Origin of the sequence: Labilibaculum antarcticum (assembly GCF_002356295.1) — a bacterium.
Taxonomy (GTDB): Bacteria; Bacteroidota; Bacteroidia; order Bacteroidales; family Marinifilaceae; genus Labilibaculum; species Labilibaculum antarcticum.
Genome location: NZ_AP018042.1, coordinates 1,102,297 through 1,119,854, shown reverse-complemented (window position 1 = coordinate 1,119,854; position 17,558 = coordinate 1,102,297). Strand labels below are relative to the sequence as shown.

The 17,558-nt window shown below is 38.0% G+C and carries 14 protein-coding genes; 8 read left to right on the top strand and 6 right to left on the bottom strand.

Annotation, left to right across the window (positions count from 1 at the left end; all coding sequences use genetic code 11):
- Positions 1 to 4 precede the first annotated feature (4 nt).
- The 4 genes from ALGA_RS04095 to ALGA_RS04080 all read right to left on the bottom strand — a co-directional run bounded on the left by ALGA_RS04095 (position 5) and on the right by ALGA_RS04080 (position 4,887).
- Entirely contained in the window at positions 5 to 970 is a 966-nt protein-coding gene (locus ALGA_RS04095; RefSeq protein WP_096433398.1) for an AAA family ATPase, read from the bottom strand.
- A gap of 78 nt (positions 971 to 1,048) precedes the next feature.
- Positions 1,049 to 2,401: a peptidylprolyl isomerase gene (locus tag ALGA_RS04090; protein ID WP_096428122.1), complete on the bottom strand. Its 1,353-nt coding sequence runs from the start codon at positions 2,399 to 2,401 to the stop codon at positions 1,049 to 1,051.
- A 10-nt stretch (positions 2,402 to 2,411) separates the two neighbouring features.
- Positions 2,412 to 3,254, bottom strand: coding sequence for a hypothetical protein (locus ALGA_RS04085; protein WP_096428121.1), 843 nt, complete (start codon positions 3,252 to 3,254; stop codon positions 2,412 to 2,414).
- A gap of 1 nt (position 3,255) precedes the next feature.
- The gene (locus ALGA_RS04080) at positions 3,256 to 4,887 is read right to left on the bottom strand and encodes a peptidylprolyl isomerase (protein ID WP_096428120.1); all 1,632 of its coding nucleotides are present in this window, start codon (positions 4,885 to 4,887) and stop codon (positions 3,256 to 3,258) included.
- A gap of 398 nt (positions 4,888 to 5,285) precedes the next feature.
- Here ALGA_RS04080 and ALGA_RS04075 point away from each other — a divergent pair, with 398 nt between their 5' ends.
- The 8 genes from ALGA_RS04075 to ALGA_RS04040 all read left to right on the top strand — a co-directional run bounded on the left by ALGA_RS04075 (position 5,286) and on the right by ALGA_RS04040 (position 15,642).
- Positions 5,286 to 7,193 carry a RecQ family ATP-dependent DNA helicase gene (locus ALGA_RS04075; protein ID WP_096428119.1) on the top strand — a complete coding sequence of 636 codons (1,908 nt, stop codon included), beginning with the start codon at positions 5,286 to 5,288 and terminating at the stop codon, positions 7,191 to 7,193.
- A 100-nt stretch (positions 7,194 to 7,293) separates the two neighbouring features.
- Positions 7,294 to 7,923: a DUF5063 domain-containing protein gene (locus ALGA_RS04070; RefSeq protein WP_096428118.1), complete on the top strand. Its 630-nt coding sequence runs from the start codon at positions 7,294 to 7,296 to the stop codon at positions 7,921 to 7,923.
- Between the two features lie 44 nt (positions 7,924 to 7,967).
- Positions 7,968 to 8,552 (top strand): 3'-5' exonuclease, encoded by a 585-nt coding sequence (locus ALGA_RS04065; protein WP_096428117.1) that lies wholly within the window; start codon positions 7,968 to 7,970, stop codon positions 8,550 to 8,552.
- 145 nt (positions 8,553 to 8,697) lie between these two features.
- Complete coding sequence (locus ALGA_RS04060) at positions 8,698 to 9,885, top strand: class I SAM-dependent rRNA methyltransferase (RefSeq protein ID WP_231706051.1); 1,188 nt, start codon at positions 8,698 to 8,700, stop codon at positions 9,883 to 9,885.
- A 123-nt stretch (positions 9,886 to 10,008) separates the two neighbouring features.
- Positions 10,009 to 11,202: a DEAD/DEAH box helicase gene (locus ALGA_RS04055; protein ID WP_096428116.1), complete on the top strand. Its 1,194-nt coding sequence runs from the start codon at positions 10,009 to 10,011 to the stop codon at positions 11,200 to 11,202.
- 29 nt (positions 11,203 to 11,231) lie between these two features.
- Positions 11,232 to 12,434 carry a protoporphyrinogen/coproporphyrinogen oxidase gene (locus tag ALGA_RS04050; protein WP_096428115.1) on the top strand — a complete coding sequence of 401 codons (1,203 nt, stop codon included), beginning with the start codon at positions 11,232 to 11,234 and terminating at the stop codon, positions 12,432 to 12,434.
- 27 nt (positions 12,435 to 12,461) lie between these two features.
- Positions 12,462 to 14,594, top strand: a complete 2,133-nt coding sequence (locus ALGA_RS04045; RefSeq protein WP_096428114.1) for a Tex family protein — start codon at positions 12,462 to 12,464, stop codon at positions 14,592 to 14,594.
- 811 nt (positions 14,595 to 15,405) lie between these two features.
- Complete coding sequence (locus tag ALGA_RS04040; protein ID WP_096428113.1) at positions 15,406 to 15,642, top strand: hypothetical protein; 237 nt, start codon at positions 15,406 to 15,408, stop codon at positions 15,640 to 15,642.
- A gap of 142 nt (positions 15,643 to 15,784) precedes the next feature.
- Here ALGA_RS04040 and ALGA_RS04035 read toward each other — a convergent pair whose 3' ends face one another.
- Positions 15,785 to 16,510 carry a head GIN domain-containing protein gene (locus ALGA_RS04035; protein ID WP_096428112.1) on the bottom strand — a complete coding sequence of 242 codons (726 nt, stop codon included), beginning with the start codon at positions 16,508 to 16,510 and terminating at the stop codon, positions 15,785 to 15,787.
- A gap of 194 nt (positions 16,511 to 16,704) precedes the next feature.
- Positions 16,705 to 17,523 (bottom strand): uroporphyrinogen-III C-methyltransferase, encoded by an 819-nt coding sequence (gene cobA / locus ALGA_RS04030; RefSeq protein ID WP_096428111.1) that lies wholly within the window; start codon positions 17,521 to 17,523, stop codon positions 16,705 to 16,707.
- Positions 17,524 to 17,558 lie beyond the last annotated feature (35 nt).

Sequence of the window (17,558 nt, the reverse complement as noted above, 5' to 3'; positions counted from 1 at the left end):
CGTTTTACTTTAATAATTCTTGTATAATATCTTCGATGCTGATTCCTTCAGCCTCAGCTTTGTAATTCTTTATGATTCTGTGTCGAAGAATTGACACAGCAACTTCCTTAACATCCTCAATATCCGGAGAATATTTCCCGGATAGCAAGGCATTGGTTTTAGCGCCTATCACTAAATATTGCGATGCTCTTGGTCCAGCTCCCCAGTTTACGTACTCATTCGCCATTTTATGAGAATGCTCTGTGTTTGGTCTTGTTTTGGCGGCTAAATGTACTGCATATTCCAATACGTTTCTATTAATTGGAACTTTCTGAATCAATTTCTGATAATACAGTATCTGATCTGCCGACATTATTTTATCAAGTACAATTTCTTTGCCAGAAGTCGTATTTTCTACAATTGCCAGTTCGTCTTCAATTTTTGGATAATCAAGATAGATGCTAAACATGAATCGATCCAGTTGAGCTTCAGGAAGTGGATAGGTTCCTTCCTGTTCGATTGGATTTTGGGTCGCAAGCACGAAAAACGGTTTTTTAATCTGATAAGATTTTCCGTTTACCGTCACCATTTGTTCCTGCATAGCTTCCAAAAGTGCTGATTGAGTCTTAGGAGGAGTCCTGTTAATTTCATCAGCAAGAAGGATGTTTGCAAACAAAGGGCCTTTAATGAAAGTGAATTTTCTTTCGTTATTCAATATTTCAGTTCCAATTATATCCGAAGGCATTAAATCGGGAGTGAACTGAATTCTTTGATAATTTAAATCCAGCACCTGAGATATTGTGTTCACCAGCAAGGTTTTGGCTAAGCCAGGGACGCCAACAAGTAAGCAATGTCCATTGCTGAAAATGGATATTAATACTTTTTTGATAATTTCATCCTGACCATATATTTTTTTTCTGATTTCAGCAGTTAGTTTTTGGTAATCTGCTTGCAGGGCATTTGCGGCTTCTACTTCAGTGGTAAAATTCATAGGATTCATTATTTAATATTGCCGTTAATAAATCAGACACAGCATAGGCTGTGTCTGAGAATAATATTGGTATTTTATTTACTTTATCCAGCCTTTGAATCGGAATTTAGCATTTTTAAAGGAGTCGTCAACGTGAACGTAGGTCTTGTCTTGTTTCTCCACGATCCATTTGTTTAGGATTTCTTGTTGCTTTTGACTTGTCAGCATATTTTCAAATATACTCCAATCATCAGTTAAATTGGCCTTATGCGCTTTTGTCTCCGATTTAATTTTAATCACTTTGTAAGCATCTTTGCCTCCTGTAACATCGAGAAAAGCGGAAGATATTTCATTTAATTTTAGATCGTTTGTTACTTTAGCTACAGCAGGAGGAAGATTATCTCTTTCGAATTTTGAAGTGCCGGTATAAGGGTTTACAAGTAATCCTCCATTATTTCTAGTGTCTTCATCATCAGAGAAAAAATAGGCAGCCTGAGTAAAATCCATTTTATCTTCACGAATTAAATCGGCAATACTATCCAATTTAGTTATTGATGCAGTTCTTTTTTCAGTTTCAATTTGAGGTTTTAGAAGAATATGTCGAACATTAATGCGTTCCCCTTTTCTATCTATTAGCTGAATAATATGAAATCCAAATTCGGTTTCAACAATTTTCGAAACTTTGTCGGTTTTTAAATTAAAAGCAACATTTGCAAATTCAGGAACTAAATTAGCTCTAGGCATATAACCTAGTTCTCCTCCTTTTTGCGCACTTCCTGGATCTTCGGAATATAGTACAGCTAAAGTAGCAAAGCTATCTCCACTTAAGACTCTTTCACGGTATTCTCTTAACTTGTTTCTGATTCTGTCTTTCTCATTCTCAGATATTTTCGGGTATTTTACAATTTGTTGAATTTGAAGTTCTCCTGGAATCGTTGGTAAGCTATCCTGAGGAATCGTCTTGTGAAATGCTCTGATTTCAGCAGGAGTAATGTGAATGTTTTTTGTGATTTCAGCCTGCATTTTTTCTTTAATACGTTCATCGCGGGTATCATCACGAAGATCGTTTTTCATATCAATAATGCTTTTATTGAAATATTGTTCTAGTTTTTCCTTGGATCCAATACGTTGAATATACATATCCATCTTACGTTCCAGTTGATCTTCAACTTCCTGTTCTGTTACCTCGATACTATCAACTTGTGCTTGGGCAATCATTAGTTGTTGAATCAAAAGGTCTTCAAATATTTCAGTCTTTAAATCAACGCTGCCCGATGTGTATCCCTGAGCCTGGAAGCTTAAAAATCTGTTTTCAACATCCGATTTTAGAACCACTTGATTCCCAACGACAGCAATTACCTTATCTACCATATTGTCCTGAGCATTGGCTGAAAAAACACCAATTAAAATCAAGGCTAAAAGAGTATTGAATTTTTTGAAAATGTTATGCATATTTTATGGTTTAATAAATTTTGAATTTGTTCTTGGATTCTGCATCTCTATATATGTTTTCTTCCAAATTTTTAATGAACTGAATTTTACGTTTGTTTAATAATATTTTTTTAATGTCTTCCCGAACAAAAGGTAAGGGAGCAAGATTGTTTTTAAATTCTACTTCATCAATCTTTATAAAGTAATGATGTGTGGAGTCACTTGTTTCATAATGCTTTGTATATCTCAGAAATCTGTCTTCATTGCTTATGTTGCCCGGAAGTTTATTCAGTATTTCCTGAGCGTAAATCCAATGATCGCTAAAATTATCAAATTTTGTGGCATTCTGAAAACAGTAATCCTCTAATTCATTCCAATCGTCTTCTTTTTCTGATTTATAAAGCTTTTGGAGCTTCTTTAGGTTGGGAACAGGTATTGGTACTTTAATATATAAAGCCTTAATAATATTTCTGTTTAAAATAAAATTGGCAGAGTAATCTTTGTAATAGTTCTCAATTTCGAATTGACTGATAAGAGTGTCAATTTTTTGCTCGATTAACTGTTGCTGGTATTTGTGAATAATAAGCGATGATCTGTAATCTTCTACCATTCTGCTAACATCCTTGTCTTCTTCGGTTAAATTAAGTTCCGCTTTTGAAATAATTAGTTGTTTCTTGATCCACTGACGCGTATAATTTTCAGCAATAAGAAGACTGTCCTCTTTCTTTGTGCCATTTTGTATAAAGTCTCTAACGGTACTCAAATATAGAATCTTGTCGTTTACTTTTGCAACAGGTTTGTCATCCTTTGCTTTATTCTGATTACAGGAATAAAAAAACACAAGAAGTAGTAATAGTAAGGAATATTTAGTCATTTTAATGTTGAACAATTTTGTTTAATGTCGATTGTGAAATTTCAATTTTATAATTTTTACGCAATTGATTTTCCCAGGTCTCTTTTAAATACTTTTTATAATCAGAAGCTACTTGCTTTTTAATGCTTTCGAAATTACTATTCTCATTATATCTATTTCTTTGATTCTGAAAGAATTCAAATAAGCTTGTACTGTCGTTTTTTGCAGGTAACAAAATATTTTGTTTTGTAATGTAAGAAACGAAGATCCTGTTTTCATAATTCCGAATCAAATTTACGAGATCATTATTGGTCTCGAGCAACTTTTTTTTGTAGAAGGCTAAGATACTATTGTTTGAGAAATTATCGTAAATTCGGTTGATGTATTCTATAAAATTCTCATAAATATCTTTTGACGCTTGCTGTCCAAGATAATCGGCAAAATCTTCCTGAGTATATTTCTCTCCATCTATTGTAAATAACGGATCCCACAAATCAGCATAGGCATAATCTAAAATGGAATGAAAATTAGAAAGAAGTTCTTTGTTTTCTTTAAACTGATAGTCTTTTTTTATTTTAGATATAAGTTGAGCGGTACTTATTTTTGACCGATTATCTCTCGCGATTAGCTGTTGAATTTCTTTTCTGCAATGATCTAATGAAGAGTAGTCTTTTTTGTCGATTAATTGTAAGATATGATAGCCGAATTCAGTTTCAATTGGTTTTGAAATTTCGTTGATTTCCTTTAGCTGAAAAGCTATTTTCTCAATTTTAGGATGTGTTTCAAAAAGGCCAAACCACGGAAGAATTCCACCTGATTGAGCCGATCTTTTATCTGTAGAGTGCTTTCTAGCTAATTGGGCAAAATCAGCACCCTTTATAAGCAATGAGTAAAGGGAATCAATTTTATGTTTTGGTCTCGATTTATTTCCAGCTTGATACTCGAGAAGGATGTATCTGATTTTTATTTTTCCCGGATTTGGTATTTTTTCTAGAATTTGAATAATGTGGTATCCAAACTGTGTTCTTATGGGGGGTGAAAATTCTCCAATCTTTAATTTGTAAGCTGCTGATTCAAATTTGTAATCCATGTCGAAAGCGGTAAAATATCCTAATTCTCCATGGTTTGCTTTTACAGACTGATCATCAGATTGATGGCGCGCTATCTTTTCAAACGATTTTCCTTTTAAAAGATCTTGGTAAATATCCTGAGCCTCCTTAAAGGCAGCAAGTGTGTCCTGAGGGGTGGACCGTTTATTTGTTTTTACTAAAATATGTCTGGCTTTTAGAAAATATTGGATCCGTTTGAAAGCTTCCTGAATTTTTTCTTCGGTGACTATTGTTGGGTAAAGGAATGCGTTAAGAGCAATATCCTTGTTAATTTGCAATTCATTTTTTACTTCCGGTAGTGTATCTATCCTTGTTCTTTTTGCTTCTCTTAATTTCAGATGGAAAAGAATGTAAAGATCCAAAGCCTCTTCTATTGAAAGATTATTTCGCCTTGCAAGTATGTTATCCTGATAAAGTTTACTGAACTCTTGAGAAGAGTACGCTGTATTATTTATTGTGAAAAGAGTATCCGTTGGACTTGATTGTCCAAAGCTTGCCAATTGGCAAAATAACATTATTGATAGATATAATAGAACTCTTTTCATTTAGCAGATTAAATGTGATCACTGAATCTCAAAAAAAATAGTAAGTTGTTCAAAACAGGCTACTATGAAATATCAGCTCGTAGTCCTCCAACTAATTGACAGATTACTTCATAAAACGTTCTTTTAGCTCTAACTAATACTTCCGAGTATGCAGGAACTCAAAGTACATCATCCAAAGTAAGGCCTTCTGAAATAATTTTACCAGATACAAATGACATTCTGCAATAGTTTTAGATCTTAATTGCATGCAAAATTACAAAAAAAATAGTGGAACAGGATTGTTCTAAATTCTAAAAAGTGTTAATTAGTTGATTCAAATTAGAAGTTACTATTTTAAATTTGTTTTTTGTCTTGTGTAATCATGTTTTTTTAATTCAAATTAGTTGTAATTCAGTTCAATGGATCGTTTTAAAGAGATTCTGAAAAAATATTGGGGATATGCAGAGTTCCGACCATTGCAGGATGATATTATTAAATCTGTTGCTGATGGAAAGGATACTCTTGGATTGATGCCGACAGGAGGAGGAAAGTCTCTAACTTTTCAGATTCCTGCTTTGGCAATGGAAGGGATATGCATTGTTGTCTCTCCTTTGGTTGCCTTGATGAAAGACCAGGTACAAAATCTAAAGGCTAAAGGCATTAAGGCCGAACTTCTTTATTCTGGTTTATCGAGTAAGGAAATTGAAATTATTCTTGATAAATGTTTATTCGCTAATATAAAGTTTCTGTATATCTCGCCAGAGCGAATTCGTTCGGATCTGTTTCAGATGAAATTACAGCAAATGAATGTTTGTTTGATAGCAGTTGATGAATCGCATTGTATATCGCAGTGGGGGTATGACTTTCGACCTGCTTATCTGAAAATTACAAACTTGCGGGAGTTACTTCCGGGCGTGCCAATACTTGCTTTAACTGCCACCGCAACTCCCGAGGTGGTTGATGATATTCAGGAAAGGCTGGAATTTAAGGAGAAGAATGTTTTTCGCAAAAGTTTCGAGCGAAAGAATTTAATTTATCTGGTTCGTGAAGTCGAAGATAAAAAGAGGTATCTGTTAAAAATATTTAGCAAGCAAGGTGGCAGTTCTGTTGTGTATGTTCGAAGTAGAAAGAAATGCAAGGAGTTGGCCGAGTTTCTAAAAACAAATAATATTAGAGCGGAATTCTATCATGCCGGTTTACAAAATGAGGTGAAGGATTTTCGTCAGAACAGATGGAAAAGTGGTGTTGTGCAGGTGATGGTTGCAACCAATGCTTTCGGAATGGGAATTGATAAAGCGGATGTGCGAACTGTGGTGCATATGGATTTGCCCGATTCTTTGGAAGCCTATTTTCAAGAGGCTGGTCGCGCAGGCAGAGATGGGGAAAAGGCTTTTGCTGTTTTGCTTTATTCAAAGCCTGATAGAGTCCAATTGTTGAAGCGGATTTCAACATCCTTTCCCGAAAAAGACACCGTAACAAAAGTGTATCAATCGCTGGGTAACTTTTTGCAAGTTGCCGAGGGCGCAGGAAAAGATGCGGTTTTTGATTTCGATCTGGGCTTGTTTTGTCACAACTTCAAATTTAATGTATTACAAGCTTTTAATAGTTTGAAAATTCTTCAAAGAGCCGGTTATATCGAAATAACGGATGATTTGGAACACGAATCAAGAATTCATTTCCGAATTCAAAGAGATGAATTGTATAAATTTCAAGTCTCGAATAAAGATTTCGATGTGTTTATTAAGATTCTTCTCAGATCTTTTACTGGTTTATTTACCGATTTTGTGCCTGTAAACATCGATTTGTTAGCCAAACGGACCAAAATATCGAAGGAAGTAATTAGTAAGTATTTGAAAGAACTATCTAAATACAAAGTGATTCAGTACATTCCCAGAAAAAAGACTCCATTCATTATTTATACTCAGGAACGATTGCCTCTTAGTTTTATAAAATTATCTAAGGAAGTTTATCAGGACAGAAAAGAAAATTTAACTCAAAAAATTAATTCGGTAATTAATTACGCCGAAACGAGTACAATATGCCGGTCGAAATTTTTGTTGGAATATTTTGGACAAGGACATGCTCCGGTATGCGGGCAATGTGATATTTGCAAAGAGGCCGAAAAGATGGGGCTAAGCAAGGCGGAGTTTGATGAGATTCACACAGAAATCACCAGTGTTTTAGGCAAAGAGGATGTAAGTGTGGATGAGATTATTAAAAAGTCGAAACATTCCGAAGAAAATGTGCTGGAGGTAATTCGTTTTTTAAAAGACAATGAGGAGATGGAGTCTTTAGATGGGAATAGGGTTCGTTGGATATCCTTATAATACCTTCTTTTATTCTTTTGTAAGCAGTAGTATCTTGCTATTCTGCCATTATATTCGTAAAATCTTGTTATTTTTGCATTCTTATCGTATTAAATAGAAAATGAAAGATCAGTTTGACCATATTGTTTATTCAAAAAATGTTATTGAGTTTGTAACAATTGCAAATGAGTTTTGTTCGATGTTGGAAACCTGTGCTAAGGTATCAAAGATTGAATTTATTGAAAAATCTCAGAAATTATTGCCACTCCTTTATCTAAAGGCATGTTTGTTACCTAAAAATGAAACAGACTTAGAGGAAGAAATTGAGAAATTTGTTTCTGAATCAGATTGGGCGTTTATTCATTCTTCTGTTCAGAGTAAAATGGGAGCTCACGATCAGTATCTTGAAGTTTTTGAAGACGATATGGAGTATAGCGAAACTCCTGTTATTATTTCGGTTTCAGAAAATTTTGCCGATATTTATCAGGATTTAAAGGATTTCCTTACCTCGTATCGAATTGGTACAATGGATGTGATGAACGAAGCATTGTGGGATTTAAACAATAGTTTTTATCAACACTGGGGACAAAACTTGGTAAATTCATTGCGATTTATCCATAGTTTAGTGGCCAAAAACGAAAATCTCGATGAAGAGATAGACGATTCTAATGACTCAAAATCAGAGAATATCGATTTAAGTAACTCAATTTTTTCGCAGAGGAAAAGAGAGTGGGGAGAAGACGATCAGTAGATCAGGAAAATAAATTCATGTTTTCCATAGAAAAGGAGTACTAAATGTTACCATTTCAGAAATCAATTACAAGCGAAGAAGTAAACGAATTGCCATTACAGGCTTTTGATGGGGAAATTGTTTTGGTCGATCAAGACATGGAACTGGACGAAGCGGTTCATTATTTGAAAAAATTTCCAATTTTGGGATTCGATACAGAAACACGTCCTTCGTTTAAAAAGGGAAGAGTGAATGATGTTGCCTTGCTACAATTAGCGGCAAATTCTAAAACTTTCCTTTTCAGGATCAATAAAATCGGATTGCCGGTTCAATTAATGGATCTTCTTGCTGATCCGCAAATCATAAAGGTGGGTGCAGCTATCAAAGATGACATCAGAGGTTTGCAAAAATTAAATGATTTTGACGCCAATGGCTTTCTTGAATTGCAAGAGTATGTCTTGAAATTTGGGATCGAGAGTTTTTCATTGAAAAAGCTTTCTGCTATTGTTCTTAATTTCAGAATTTCGAAGCGTCAGCAAGTTTCCAACTGGGAAGCAGAAGAGTTGAGTGTCGGACAGTTGAAATACGCAGCTACTGATGCATGGGTGTCGTTGAAAATATTTGAAAAGCTAAAAACTTCAATTAAGTAAGAAGTAACGTTTTAGTGAACGAATTATACCGCAGTACGCTTTTAAAGTCGTTGAATTTGAGTAATTAAAGTTAAGGGGCTGGTCGATAGGGAAACTTTTCCCGATCAGATTTGTCTCCATTCAATCAGAAAAAGAAATTTCCAAAATGATAAATTACCCAAAAGTGATCCTTAAGCAAGGGAGAGAATATTCTATTAAACGATTTCATCCCTGGATATTTTCAGGAGCCGTAAGTAGAGTAGACGAAGGCTTGGAAGAAGGTGATTTGGTTGCTGTTTATTCGGCAAATGAAGAGTTTTTAGGGATCGGGCATATTGCCATCGGATCTATCGTGGTGAGAATTATTTCCTTTGAGGAAACCGAAATCAATCTTGATTTTTGGGTGAGTAAATTCGAATCGGCCTGTAAAGTGCGAAAAGCGATTGGCTTGTATGGAACTGCCAACAATAATGTTTTTCGTTTGGTTCATGGCGAAGGAGATGGATTATCAGGACTGATTATTGACTTTTATGCAGGAACTGCTGTCATTCAATGTCATTCGGTAGGTATGTATTTGCATCGCGAAGATATTACCAACGCATTATTAGCCGTTCTAGGTGATGATTTAAAAGCTGTTTACGATAAATCGGAAGGAACAATCCCTTTTAAATCAGGAATTGAACCTAAAAATGAATATTTGTATGGAGAGGTAGATTCGTTTGTTGCTTTAGAAAATGGATTGAAATTTAATGTTGATTGGTTAAAAGGACAAAAAACAGGCTTTTTTATCGATCAGCGTGAGAACAGAAATCTTTTCGAGCAATATGCAAAGGGACGTTCGGTACTAAATATGTTTTGCTATACCGGTGGATTTTCGTTTTATGCCATGCGTGGTGGCGCCGATTTAGTGCATTCGGTAGATAGTTCGGCACGAGCCATTGAGATCACAAAAGAAAATGTTGAATTAAATTTCCCGGGAGATACCCGACATGAAGCTTTTTCAGAAGATGCATTTAAATATCTTGATAAATCAGGAGGGAAATATGACTTGATCGTTTTGGATCCACCAGCTTTTGCGAAACACAAAAAGGTGTTAGCGAATGCTTTGAAGGGATACCGACGATTAAATACAATAGGATTTGAAAAGATCAAAAGTGGTGGTATCATGTTTACTTTCTCTTGTTCGCAGGCGGTTAGTAGAGAAGATTTTCGCAAAGCCATTTTTGAGGCGGCTGCCACTGCAGGAAGAACCGTACGCATTCTTCACCAGTTAACACAACCGGCTGATCATCCTGTTAATATTTACCATCCCGAGGGAGAATACCTGAAAGGATTGGTATTATATGTAGAGTAGCATAGATATTTTTACACGGGAATTGGTGAAGAGATTTCACTTTTTTGTATCTTCCCTGTCGCTTGATATATAGTTGGTTTTCAGTGTAGAGAACCCAGTCACGAATAAGTAAATCGAAAAAAATTGAAATTTTCTGAATTTAACTTTACGCCTGAATTAATGGATGGACTTGATTCCATGGGGTTTGAAACTCCTTCTCCAGTTCAGGAACTTGCTATACCGCAAATCATCGCCAATAAGGATTTAATTTGTTGTGCACAAACAGGCACCGGGAAAACCGCAGCCTATTTGTTGCCAATAATGGATAAAATACAAAAAAATAAAATTGATGGTTTCAGTACTTTAATTTTAGTGCCGACCCGTGAACTGGCCATGCAAATTGATCAGCAAATGGAGGGTTTTGGCTATTTTGTATCGATCACATCACTTTCTGTTTATGGAGGCGGAGATTCCTCGGTTTGGGATCAGCAGAAACGGGGATTAATGGAAGGTGCAGATATCGTAATTGCCACTCCCGGACGAATGATCTCTCATTTGAGTTTGGGGTATGTAAACACAACGAAATTAAAGCATTTAATTTTAGATGAGGCGGATAGAATGCTGGATATGGGATTCTTTGACGATTTAATGCAAATCATAAATTATTTGCCAAAAGAACGCCAGAATCTAATGTTTTCGGCTACCATGCCATCCAAAATTCGCGAGCTTGCGAATACCATGATGAATGAGCCTGAAAGTATCAATATTGCCATGTCGAAGCCGGCAGCAGGTGTTTTGCAGGCGGCATATATGCTTTATCCTGAGCAAAAAATTCCTTTGATAAATCATTTGTTGAAAGGCAAAGACATCAAAAGTGTTATTATTTTCTCTGCCACCAAGCTGAATGTAAAAGCAATTACCAAAGAGCTAATAAGGAATAAATTTAAAGCGGCAGGAATTCAATCCGATTTGGAACAAAAAGAGCGTGAAGATGTTCTTCGGGATTTCAAAAACCGCAAGTATCAGATTTTGGTGGCTACCGATATTATTGCCCGGGGAATTGATATCGATTCAATCGACTTGGTGATTAATTTTGATGTACCCCACGATGCTGAGGATTATGTGCATAGAGTTGGACGAACAGCCAGAGCGGAAACCGAAGGTGTTGCGATTACCTTAATAACTCCGAAAGATCAGAGTGATTTTAAGAAAATTGAAGAACTTATAGAGTCTGAAGTTTATAAAATTCCCGTACCCGAAGAGTTGGGAGAGGCTCCGGTTTACAATCCAAAGACTTATAGCGGTGGAGGAAAGAAGAGATCTTTCAAAAAGAAATAAAGCCAAACTAACCCAAACAAACCCAAATCATGACCCACACTAAAGTATACGACATGATTGTGGTAGGCGCCGGCATTAGCGGACTAAGCCTCGCCTATCAAGTTGCCCAAAAAGGGAAACAAGTACTGGTATTAGAAGGTGATAATCGAATTGGCGGTTGTTTAAATACCCATTATCATGATAAAAATGATTTTTGGGTTGAAATGGGAGCACATACCTTTTACGCTTCTTACACAAACCTGATTGGTCTGATTCAGTCTTCAGGTTTGGAGCCAAGCATTGAGCCAAGAGCCAAGGTGGGCATGAAAGTTTTCACCGATAAACATGAGAAAATCATGTCGCGGGTTAGTAAATGGGAATTGCTGACATCAGGGCCAAAGCTGTTTTTCTCGAAGCGTGACGGAAAAACGGTAAAAGAATACTTTGGGAATATTGTTGGCAAAAAGAATTACGACAAGGTTTTTAGCCGCATGTTTAGTGCCGTAATAGTTCAAAATGCAGATGCCTTTTCTGCAGAATTCTTTCTGAAACGAAGAAAAACAAAAAGCAAGGAGCATCCTAAAAGCTTTATCCTGAAAAAGGGAATGCAAAGTTTTATGAATGCATTGACCGAAACTGAAAATATAACTGTTCTTACAGGGCAGAAAGTTGTTGACGTTCAAAAAGAGAATCAAGTGAGCGTTACAACAGAATCAGGAGAAAAATTTACCGCCAAAGATATTGCCTTTGCAGTCACTCCATCGGTTGCCGGAAATTTATTGGCCGGCATCAACTCCGAATTGTCTTCGAAGCTGAAAGAATATACCACCAAAAATATTTTATCAAGAACCGTTGTTCTGCCAAAGGAAAAATTGGCGTTCGATCCGGTTTCCTTTATTATTCCTTTGCAAGGCACATGCCTTTCGATGGTAACAAGGGATGTGATGGAGCATGATGAATCGAGAGGATTTGCATTCCATTTCGAAGAAAACAATATCCCGAAAAGGGAGCAGGAAGCTTTAATGGCTAAAATGCTAAGTGTTGATGAATCTGATTTGGGCGAAACAATTGTCGCCAATCATCGATTGCCTGTGCTCGACTTGGGACACGGGAAAAGAATTCAGGACATCCAAAGCCTGATTGAAGAAACTGGAATTTATTTGACTGGCAATTATTTTAACGGACTTTCGTTAGAAGATTGTGTTGAGCGTTCGGTGAATGAATGTGAGCGATACATGAAAAATAACAGCTAAAAAGTACAGTCTTATTATCAAAATAACATGACACGAAAATACGTAGATCACATTAAGAAAAGCTTGCAGTTGCAGGCTTTTCAGGTCGAAAACACCTTGCAACTTCTAAGCGAAGGGGCTACTCTGCCATTTATTTCCCGATACAGAAAGGAGATGACCGGCAGTTTGGATGAAGTTCAAATCGGCGATATTAAAGATGAAATTGGCCGCCTAACGGAGCTGGATAAGCGTCGCGACAGCATACTTGATTCCATTGAGAAACAGGACAAGCTGACCGATGAATTGAAGCAACGCATTATGGGTTGTGGAGAGCTAAATAAGTTGGAAGATATCTATTTGCCCTACAAGCTAAAGCGGAAAACCAAAGCCGTAAAAGCCAGGGATAAAGGACTTGAGCCATTGGCGAAAATCCTGATGAAGCAGGAGGAACGTGATGTTGAAGCTCGTGCTGCAGAGTTTTTGTCTGATGAAGTGCCAAACACCTCGGAAGCACTGCAAGGCGCGCGCGATATTATTGCCGAATGGGTGAATGAGAATGAAGTGGCCCGAAATTCGGTCCGCAGTATATTTCAGCGTCAGGCGGTAATCCGCTCCAAAGTGGTAAAAGGAAAAGAGGAGCAAGGCGAGAAATTCAAAGACTATTTTGAGTCGGAAGAGCCTTTGAAACGTGCTGCTTCTCATAGAATACTGGCATTGCGAAGAGGCGAGGGCGAAGGCGTTTTGCGTGTGAGCATTGCCCCCGATGAGGAGGAAGTATTGGATCGTCTGGATCGTATTTTTGTGAAAGGAAATACTGCCGCTTCACAACAAGTTGAACTTGCGGTAAAAGATGCCTATAAAAGATTGTTGGGATCGTCACTGGAAACTGAATTTGCGAACAGTTCCAAAGAAGCGGCTGATAAGGAAGCCATTCGGGTGTTTTCAGAAAACCTGAGACAGTTGCTTCTGTCATCTCCGCTGGGCCAAAAACGGGTTTTGGCTTTAGATCCGGGATACCGAAGTGGTTGCAAACTGGTTTGTTTGGATGCTCAGGGGAATATGCTGCACAACGAAACTATTTATCCGCATCCGCCGCAAAATCAGGGCAGTATGGCGGCTAAAAAGCTGACTCATTTGGTGGAGGCTTATAACATTCAGGCCATTGCCATCGGAAACGGAACTGCGAGCAGAGAGACTGAGAAGTTTGTGACCAACCTTCATTACGATCGCAAGCTGCAGGTTTTTGTGGTAAGTGAGGCGGGAGCTTCCATTTACTCAGCGTCGAAAGTGGCCCGCGAAGAGTTTCCCGAATATGATGTTACCGTACGCGGTGCGATTTCCATTGGCCGCCGCTTAATGGATCCCTTGGCCGAGTTGGTGAAAATTGAAGCCAAATCCATAGGTGTTGGGCAGTATCAGCACGATGTCGATCAGAATTTACTGCAACAAAGCCTCGATCAGGTCGTCGAATCTTGTGTAAACAAGGTGGGTGTTAATTTGAATACTGCGAGCAAACACTTGCTGAATTATGTTTCGGGGTTGGGGCCACAGTTGGCTCAGAATATTGTCGATTATCGTGCCGAAAACGGCCCTTTCAATACTCGTAAAGAGATCTCCAAAGTGAAACGAATGGGCGCAAAGGCATTCGAGCAATGTGCCGGTTTCCTTCGAATTCCCAATTCCGATAATCCGCTGGATAACTCAGCCGTGCATCCCGAATCTTATGGCATTGTCAAGCAAATGGCGAAAGACCTAAAATGTTCGGTGGCCGATTTAATTGCCGATAAGGAATTGCGTAAGCAAATCGATCTGAATAAATATGTGAGCGATGAGGTAGGATTGCCTACCCTTAAAGATATTATTGATGAACTGGAAAAGCCGGGCCGCGATCCGCGAACCATCATCAAAGTGTTCCAGTTTAAGGAAGGAATTTACAAGGTAGAGCAGCTGGAAGTGGGCATGGAATTGCCCGGTATTGTGACCAATATCACCAATTTTGGCGCCTTTGTAGATGTTGGTGTGAAGCAGGATGGTTTGGTTCATATCTCTCAACTGGCCAATCGATTTGTGTCCAACCCGGCCGATGTGGTTCAGTTGCATCAGCACGTAAACGTGAAGGTAACCGAGGTCGATGTGGCCCGAAAACGCATTCAACTATCCATGAAAGATTGCGAGCAGTAATGCCGATTTAAAATAAAAATGACTTGTCCCTCGAATGAATAATTCGGGGGATTTTTATTGCAGATAATTATTTGGGGGTTCCCCTTCGGGTCAGGCTTTCCATTCCAACTCCTCTCTCGTTCCTCGCTGTGGGGTTTCCATTTCAATCCTTAACCCACCGATGCGGGCCTTGTGCAACTAATACCAACCAATATTCTTTCCTCGGGGCCATGCTCCAAGTTCCGATGTGTCAGGCCTTCAGCCTGATTGAAATTATGATTTGGGAAAGTTTCAGCCGAAAATAAATGACCTTTCCCGTATTGGGTAAAACTTCAGCCAGAAAAAAAAGGGCTTTCCCGTGTTGGGGAAAGCTTGAAATCAAAAAAAGAGACCCTTCCCGAACAGGGGAAAGTTTGAAATCAGAAAAAGAGACCCTTCCCGAACAGGGGAAAGTTTGAAATCAGAAAAAGAGACCCTTCCCGAACAGGGGAAGGTCTGAAATCAAAAAAAGACACCCTTCCCGAACAGGGGAAGGGCTGAAATCAAAAAAAGACACCCTTCCCGAAGAGGGGAAGGGCTGAAATCAAAAAAAGACACCCTTCCCGAAGAGGGGAAAGCTTGAAATCAAAAAAAGACAGCTTTCCCGAACAGGGGAAGGTCTGAAATCAATGAAAGCAGAGCATCCCGTTATGGGGGAGGCTTTGAACTAGATAAAAGAAGAAGCTCCCGGACTTTTTGCATGCTGAAACGGGATTTTTTTCACCTATTGGATAGGAGGAATATTCCAATTTTTCCAATACTTTTGTCAAGCAAGACTTAAAATTAAGAAAGTATGGAATTTAACGATCATGAAGTAATAGTTGATTGTCCGCATTGCAAGTGCGAAATCATTGTAAATATATTAGAGATCACCAATCACAAGACAGTAAGTTGTCCAAAGTGTTTGGGTAAAGTTGATTTGATGGCGAACGATCCTTCAGCAAAATTGGGTGTTCCTAAAACTCACATGCCTTTTGAAGGATTGGGTGACTATCTGAAACAGGTTGAAGAGAAGAAAAATAAGAAATAATACGAAAGGAAATTTAAACCACGGATGCAATTACCTCTGTGCACCTCTGTGCTCTCTGTGGTAGAAAGAAAACGATTTCCTATCTCAATAAGTCCTAAGAATTAAAAGAGGCATTCCTTTTCGGGAATGCCTCTTTGTAGCTCTAACGACGATTAACATCTCCACCGCTTGAGTCACTTACGTTTACTTTTGTAGGATTGCCATAGTAGCTAACATCTCCACCAGAACTGGCGTGAGCCTCAATTTCTTCTTCAGCATAAACAGTAACGTCACCGCCACTGGAAGCTTTCGCTTTACAGATTTTTGCGATTAGTTGTTTTGCTCTTAAATCGCTGCCACTGCTTGCTTTTCCAGCAAAATAATCAGCTTTTCCACTAAGGGTCGCATTAGCACCAGAGCTGACAGTGCAACTTAATTCTTTTGCGTTTAATTCCATTTTGGCATCAGCACCACTGCTTACCGAAATATCTAATTTATCTGCGTTTATCATGTCTCTGGTTTCGAAATCGGCACCGCTTGAAACGTGAATTTCAGTAACATTTACCAGGGTTACATAAACATCCATTTTAGTGGCCTTGCGAATAGTACCATCTACCTTAAGAACCAGCTCGTTTCCTTTTACTTTGGTAACAATGTATTCCATCAGGTTTTCGTCTGCTTCAACACTTACCGATTCCTTATCGCCCTGAAGTACATATACATTAAGACCCATACTTGCAGATATTGCAGTGAAAGCTCCAATTTCACGATCTTGTGTTTGAACATTACCATTCCCTTTTTCGCCCCAGAATTGAGCATTTGTATTTCCTGCCAACAGGAAAGTAAGACCTACAATTAGAAGGGAGGCCTTTTGAATAAATTTTTTCATTTGTATTGTGTTTTAAGTGAAAATGTTAATCAGTATATAAGACGCTGTGAGTAATAATTAAGTTACAGCTTAAATAAAAAAAGCAGAAATCCATATGGTTTTCTGCTTTTTCTGTTTCGGAATAAAGACGATGAAATTGATTGTAGCGTTGCATAGATTTTATTCGTGAAGCCTAAATGTTTTCAACGGATCAATTAAAACAGGTTCAAAAATGCCTGTCTTGCAAAACTTTTAATTCTTGTTGAGATGGCCACTTTTCCTTTTTCACTTGATTCGGATTTTCTCGGAATTTGGGTATGGTTTCCCAATACAATTACCGCTGGTGAAGCCGGCAGTTCGTGGTTCTTTATTTTACTGAAAAACTTTGTGTTCCCGCTTATCACATCGCTGTCTTTATAGCTCACCTTCGAGATTACATTGATGTTGGTTTCTTTAGACAATCTTCGATGAAGTTCGTCAGCCATCCCCTTTAAATGCTCCAGCCCCATATAGATTACAACGGTATCGTCGTTCTCAATTTCGCGAATAATTTCGTTTAGAGCACTTTTTTTACCACCCACTTTTACGGCCGAATGAAAATGTATTCCTGATGATTTGCCTCGTTCGGTAAGCGGAATCCAAAACTCGTTGGAAGCAGCCATAGCAGCACTAATTCCGGGGATTAATTCGAATTCCAAACCGGTTTCCAACAAGAAACGAATCTCCTCAACACCTCTGCCATAAACCATCGGGTCGCCCGATTTCAATCTCACTACCTCACTGCCTAGTAAGTAATACATCAGCATTTGGTCGTGAATATATTCTTGTCTGGTTACCGGATTTTTACCATCGCCCGAACGTTTTCCTACATCAATAAGAATTGCTTTGTTGGGAAACAGAGCACGCACTTCATCGGTAATTAAGGCATCGTATAAAATTACATCCGCATTCTGAATGCTTCGTAAGGCTTTTATTGTGAGCAGATCGGCAGCACCAGGTCCGGCACCAACAATCCATATTTTTCCGTTTTTCATATACTTATATTTTTTAACCACAAAGGACTCGAAGC

Coding starts and splice junctions, on each gene's coding strand:
- ALGA_RS04095 (WP_096433398.1), bottom strand. CDS start 970: ATGAATTTTACCACTGAAGTAGAAGCCGCAAATGCCCTGCAAGCAGAT.
- ALGA_RS04090 (WP_096428122.1), bottom strand. CDS start 2,401: ATGCATAACATTTTCAAAAAATTCAATACTCTTTTAGCCTTGATTTTA.
- ALGA_RS04085 (WP_096428121.1), bottom strand. CDS start 3,254: ATGACTAAATATTCCTTACTATTACTACTTCTTGTGTTTTTTTATTCC.
- ALGA_RS04080 (WP_096428120.1), bottom strand. CDS start 4,887: ATGAAAAGAGTTCTATTATATCTATCAATAATGTTATTTTGCCAATTG.
- ALGA_RS04075 (WP_096428119.1), top strand. CDS start 5,286: ATGGATCGTTTTAAAGAGATTCTGAAAAAATATTGGGGATATGCAGAG.
- ALGA_RS04070 (WP_096428118.1), top strand. CDS start 7,294: ATGAAAGATCAGTTTGACCATATTGTTTATTCAAAAAATGTTATTGAG.
- ALGA_RS04065 (WP_096428117.1), top strand. CDS start 7,968: ATGTTACCATTTCAGAAATCAATTACAAGCGAAGAAGTAAACGAATTG.
- ALGA_RS04060 (WP_231706051.1), top strand. CDS start 8,698: ATGATAAATTACCCAAAAGTGATCCTTAAGCAAGGGAGAGAATATTCT.
- ALGA_RS04050 (WP_096428115.1), top strand. CDS start 11,232: ATGACCCACACTAAAGTATACGACATGATTGTGGTAGGCGCCGGCATT.
- ALGA_RS04045 (WP_096428114.1), top strand. CDS start 12,462: ATGACACGAAAATACGTAGATCACATTAAGAAAAGCTTGCAGTTGCAG.
- ALGA_RS04040 (WP_096428113.1), top strand. CDS start 15,406: ATGGAATTTAACGATCATGAAGTAATAGTTGATTGTCCGCATTGCAAG.
- ALGA_RS04035 (WP_096428112.1), bottom strand. CDS start 16,510: ATGAAAAAATTTATTCAAAAGGCCTCCCTTCTAATTGTAGGTCTTACT.
- cobA (WP_096428111.1), bottom strand. CDS start 17,523: ATGAAAAACGGAAAAATATGGATTGTTGGTGCCGGACCTGGTGCTGCC.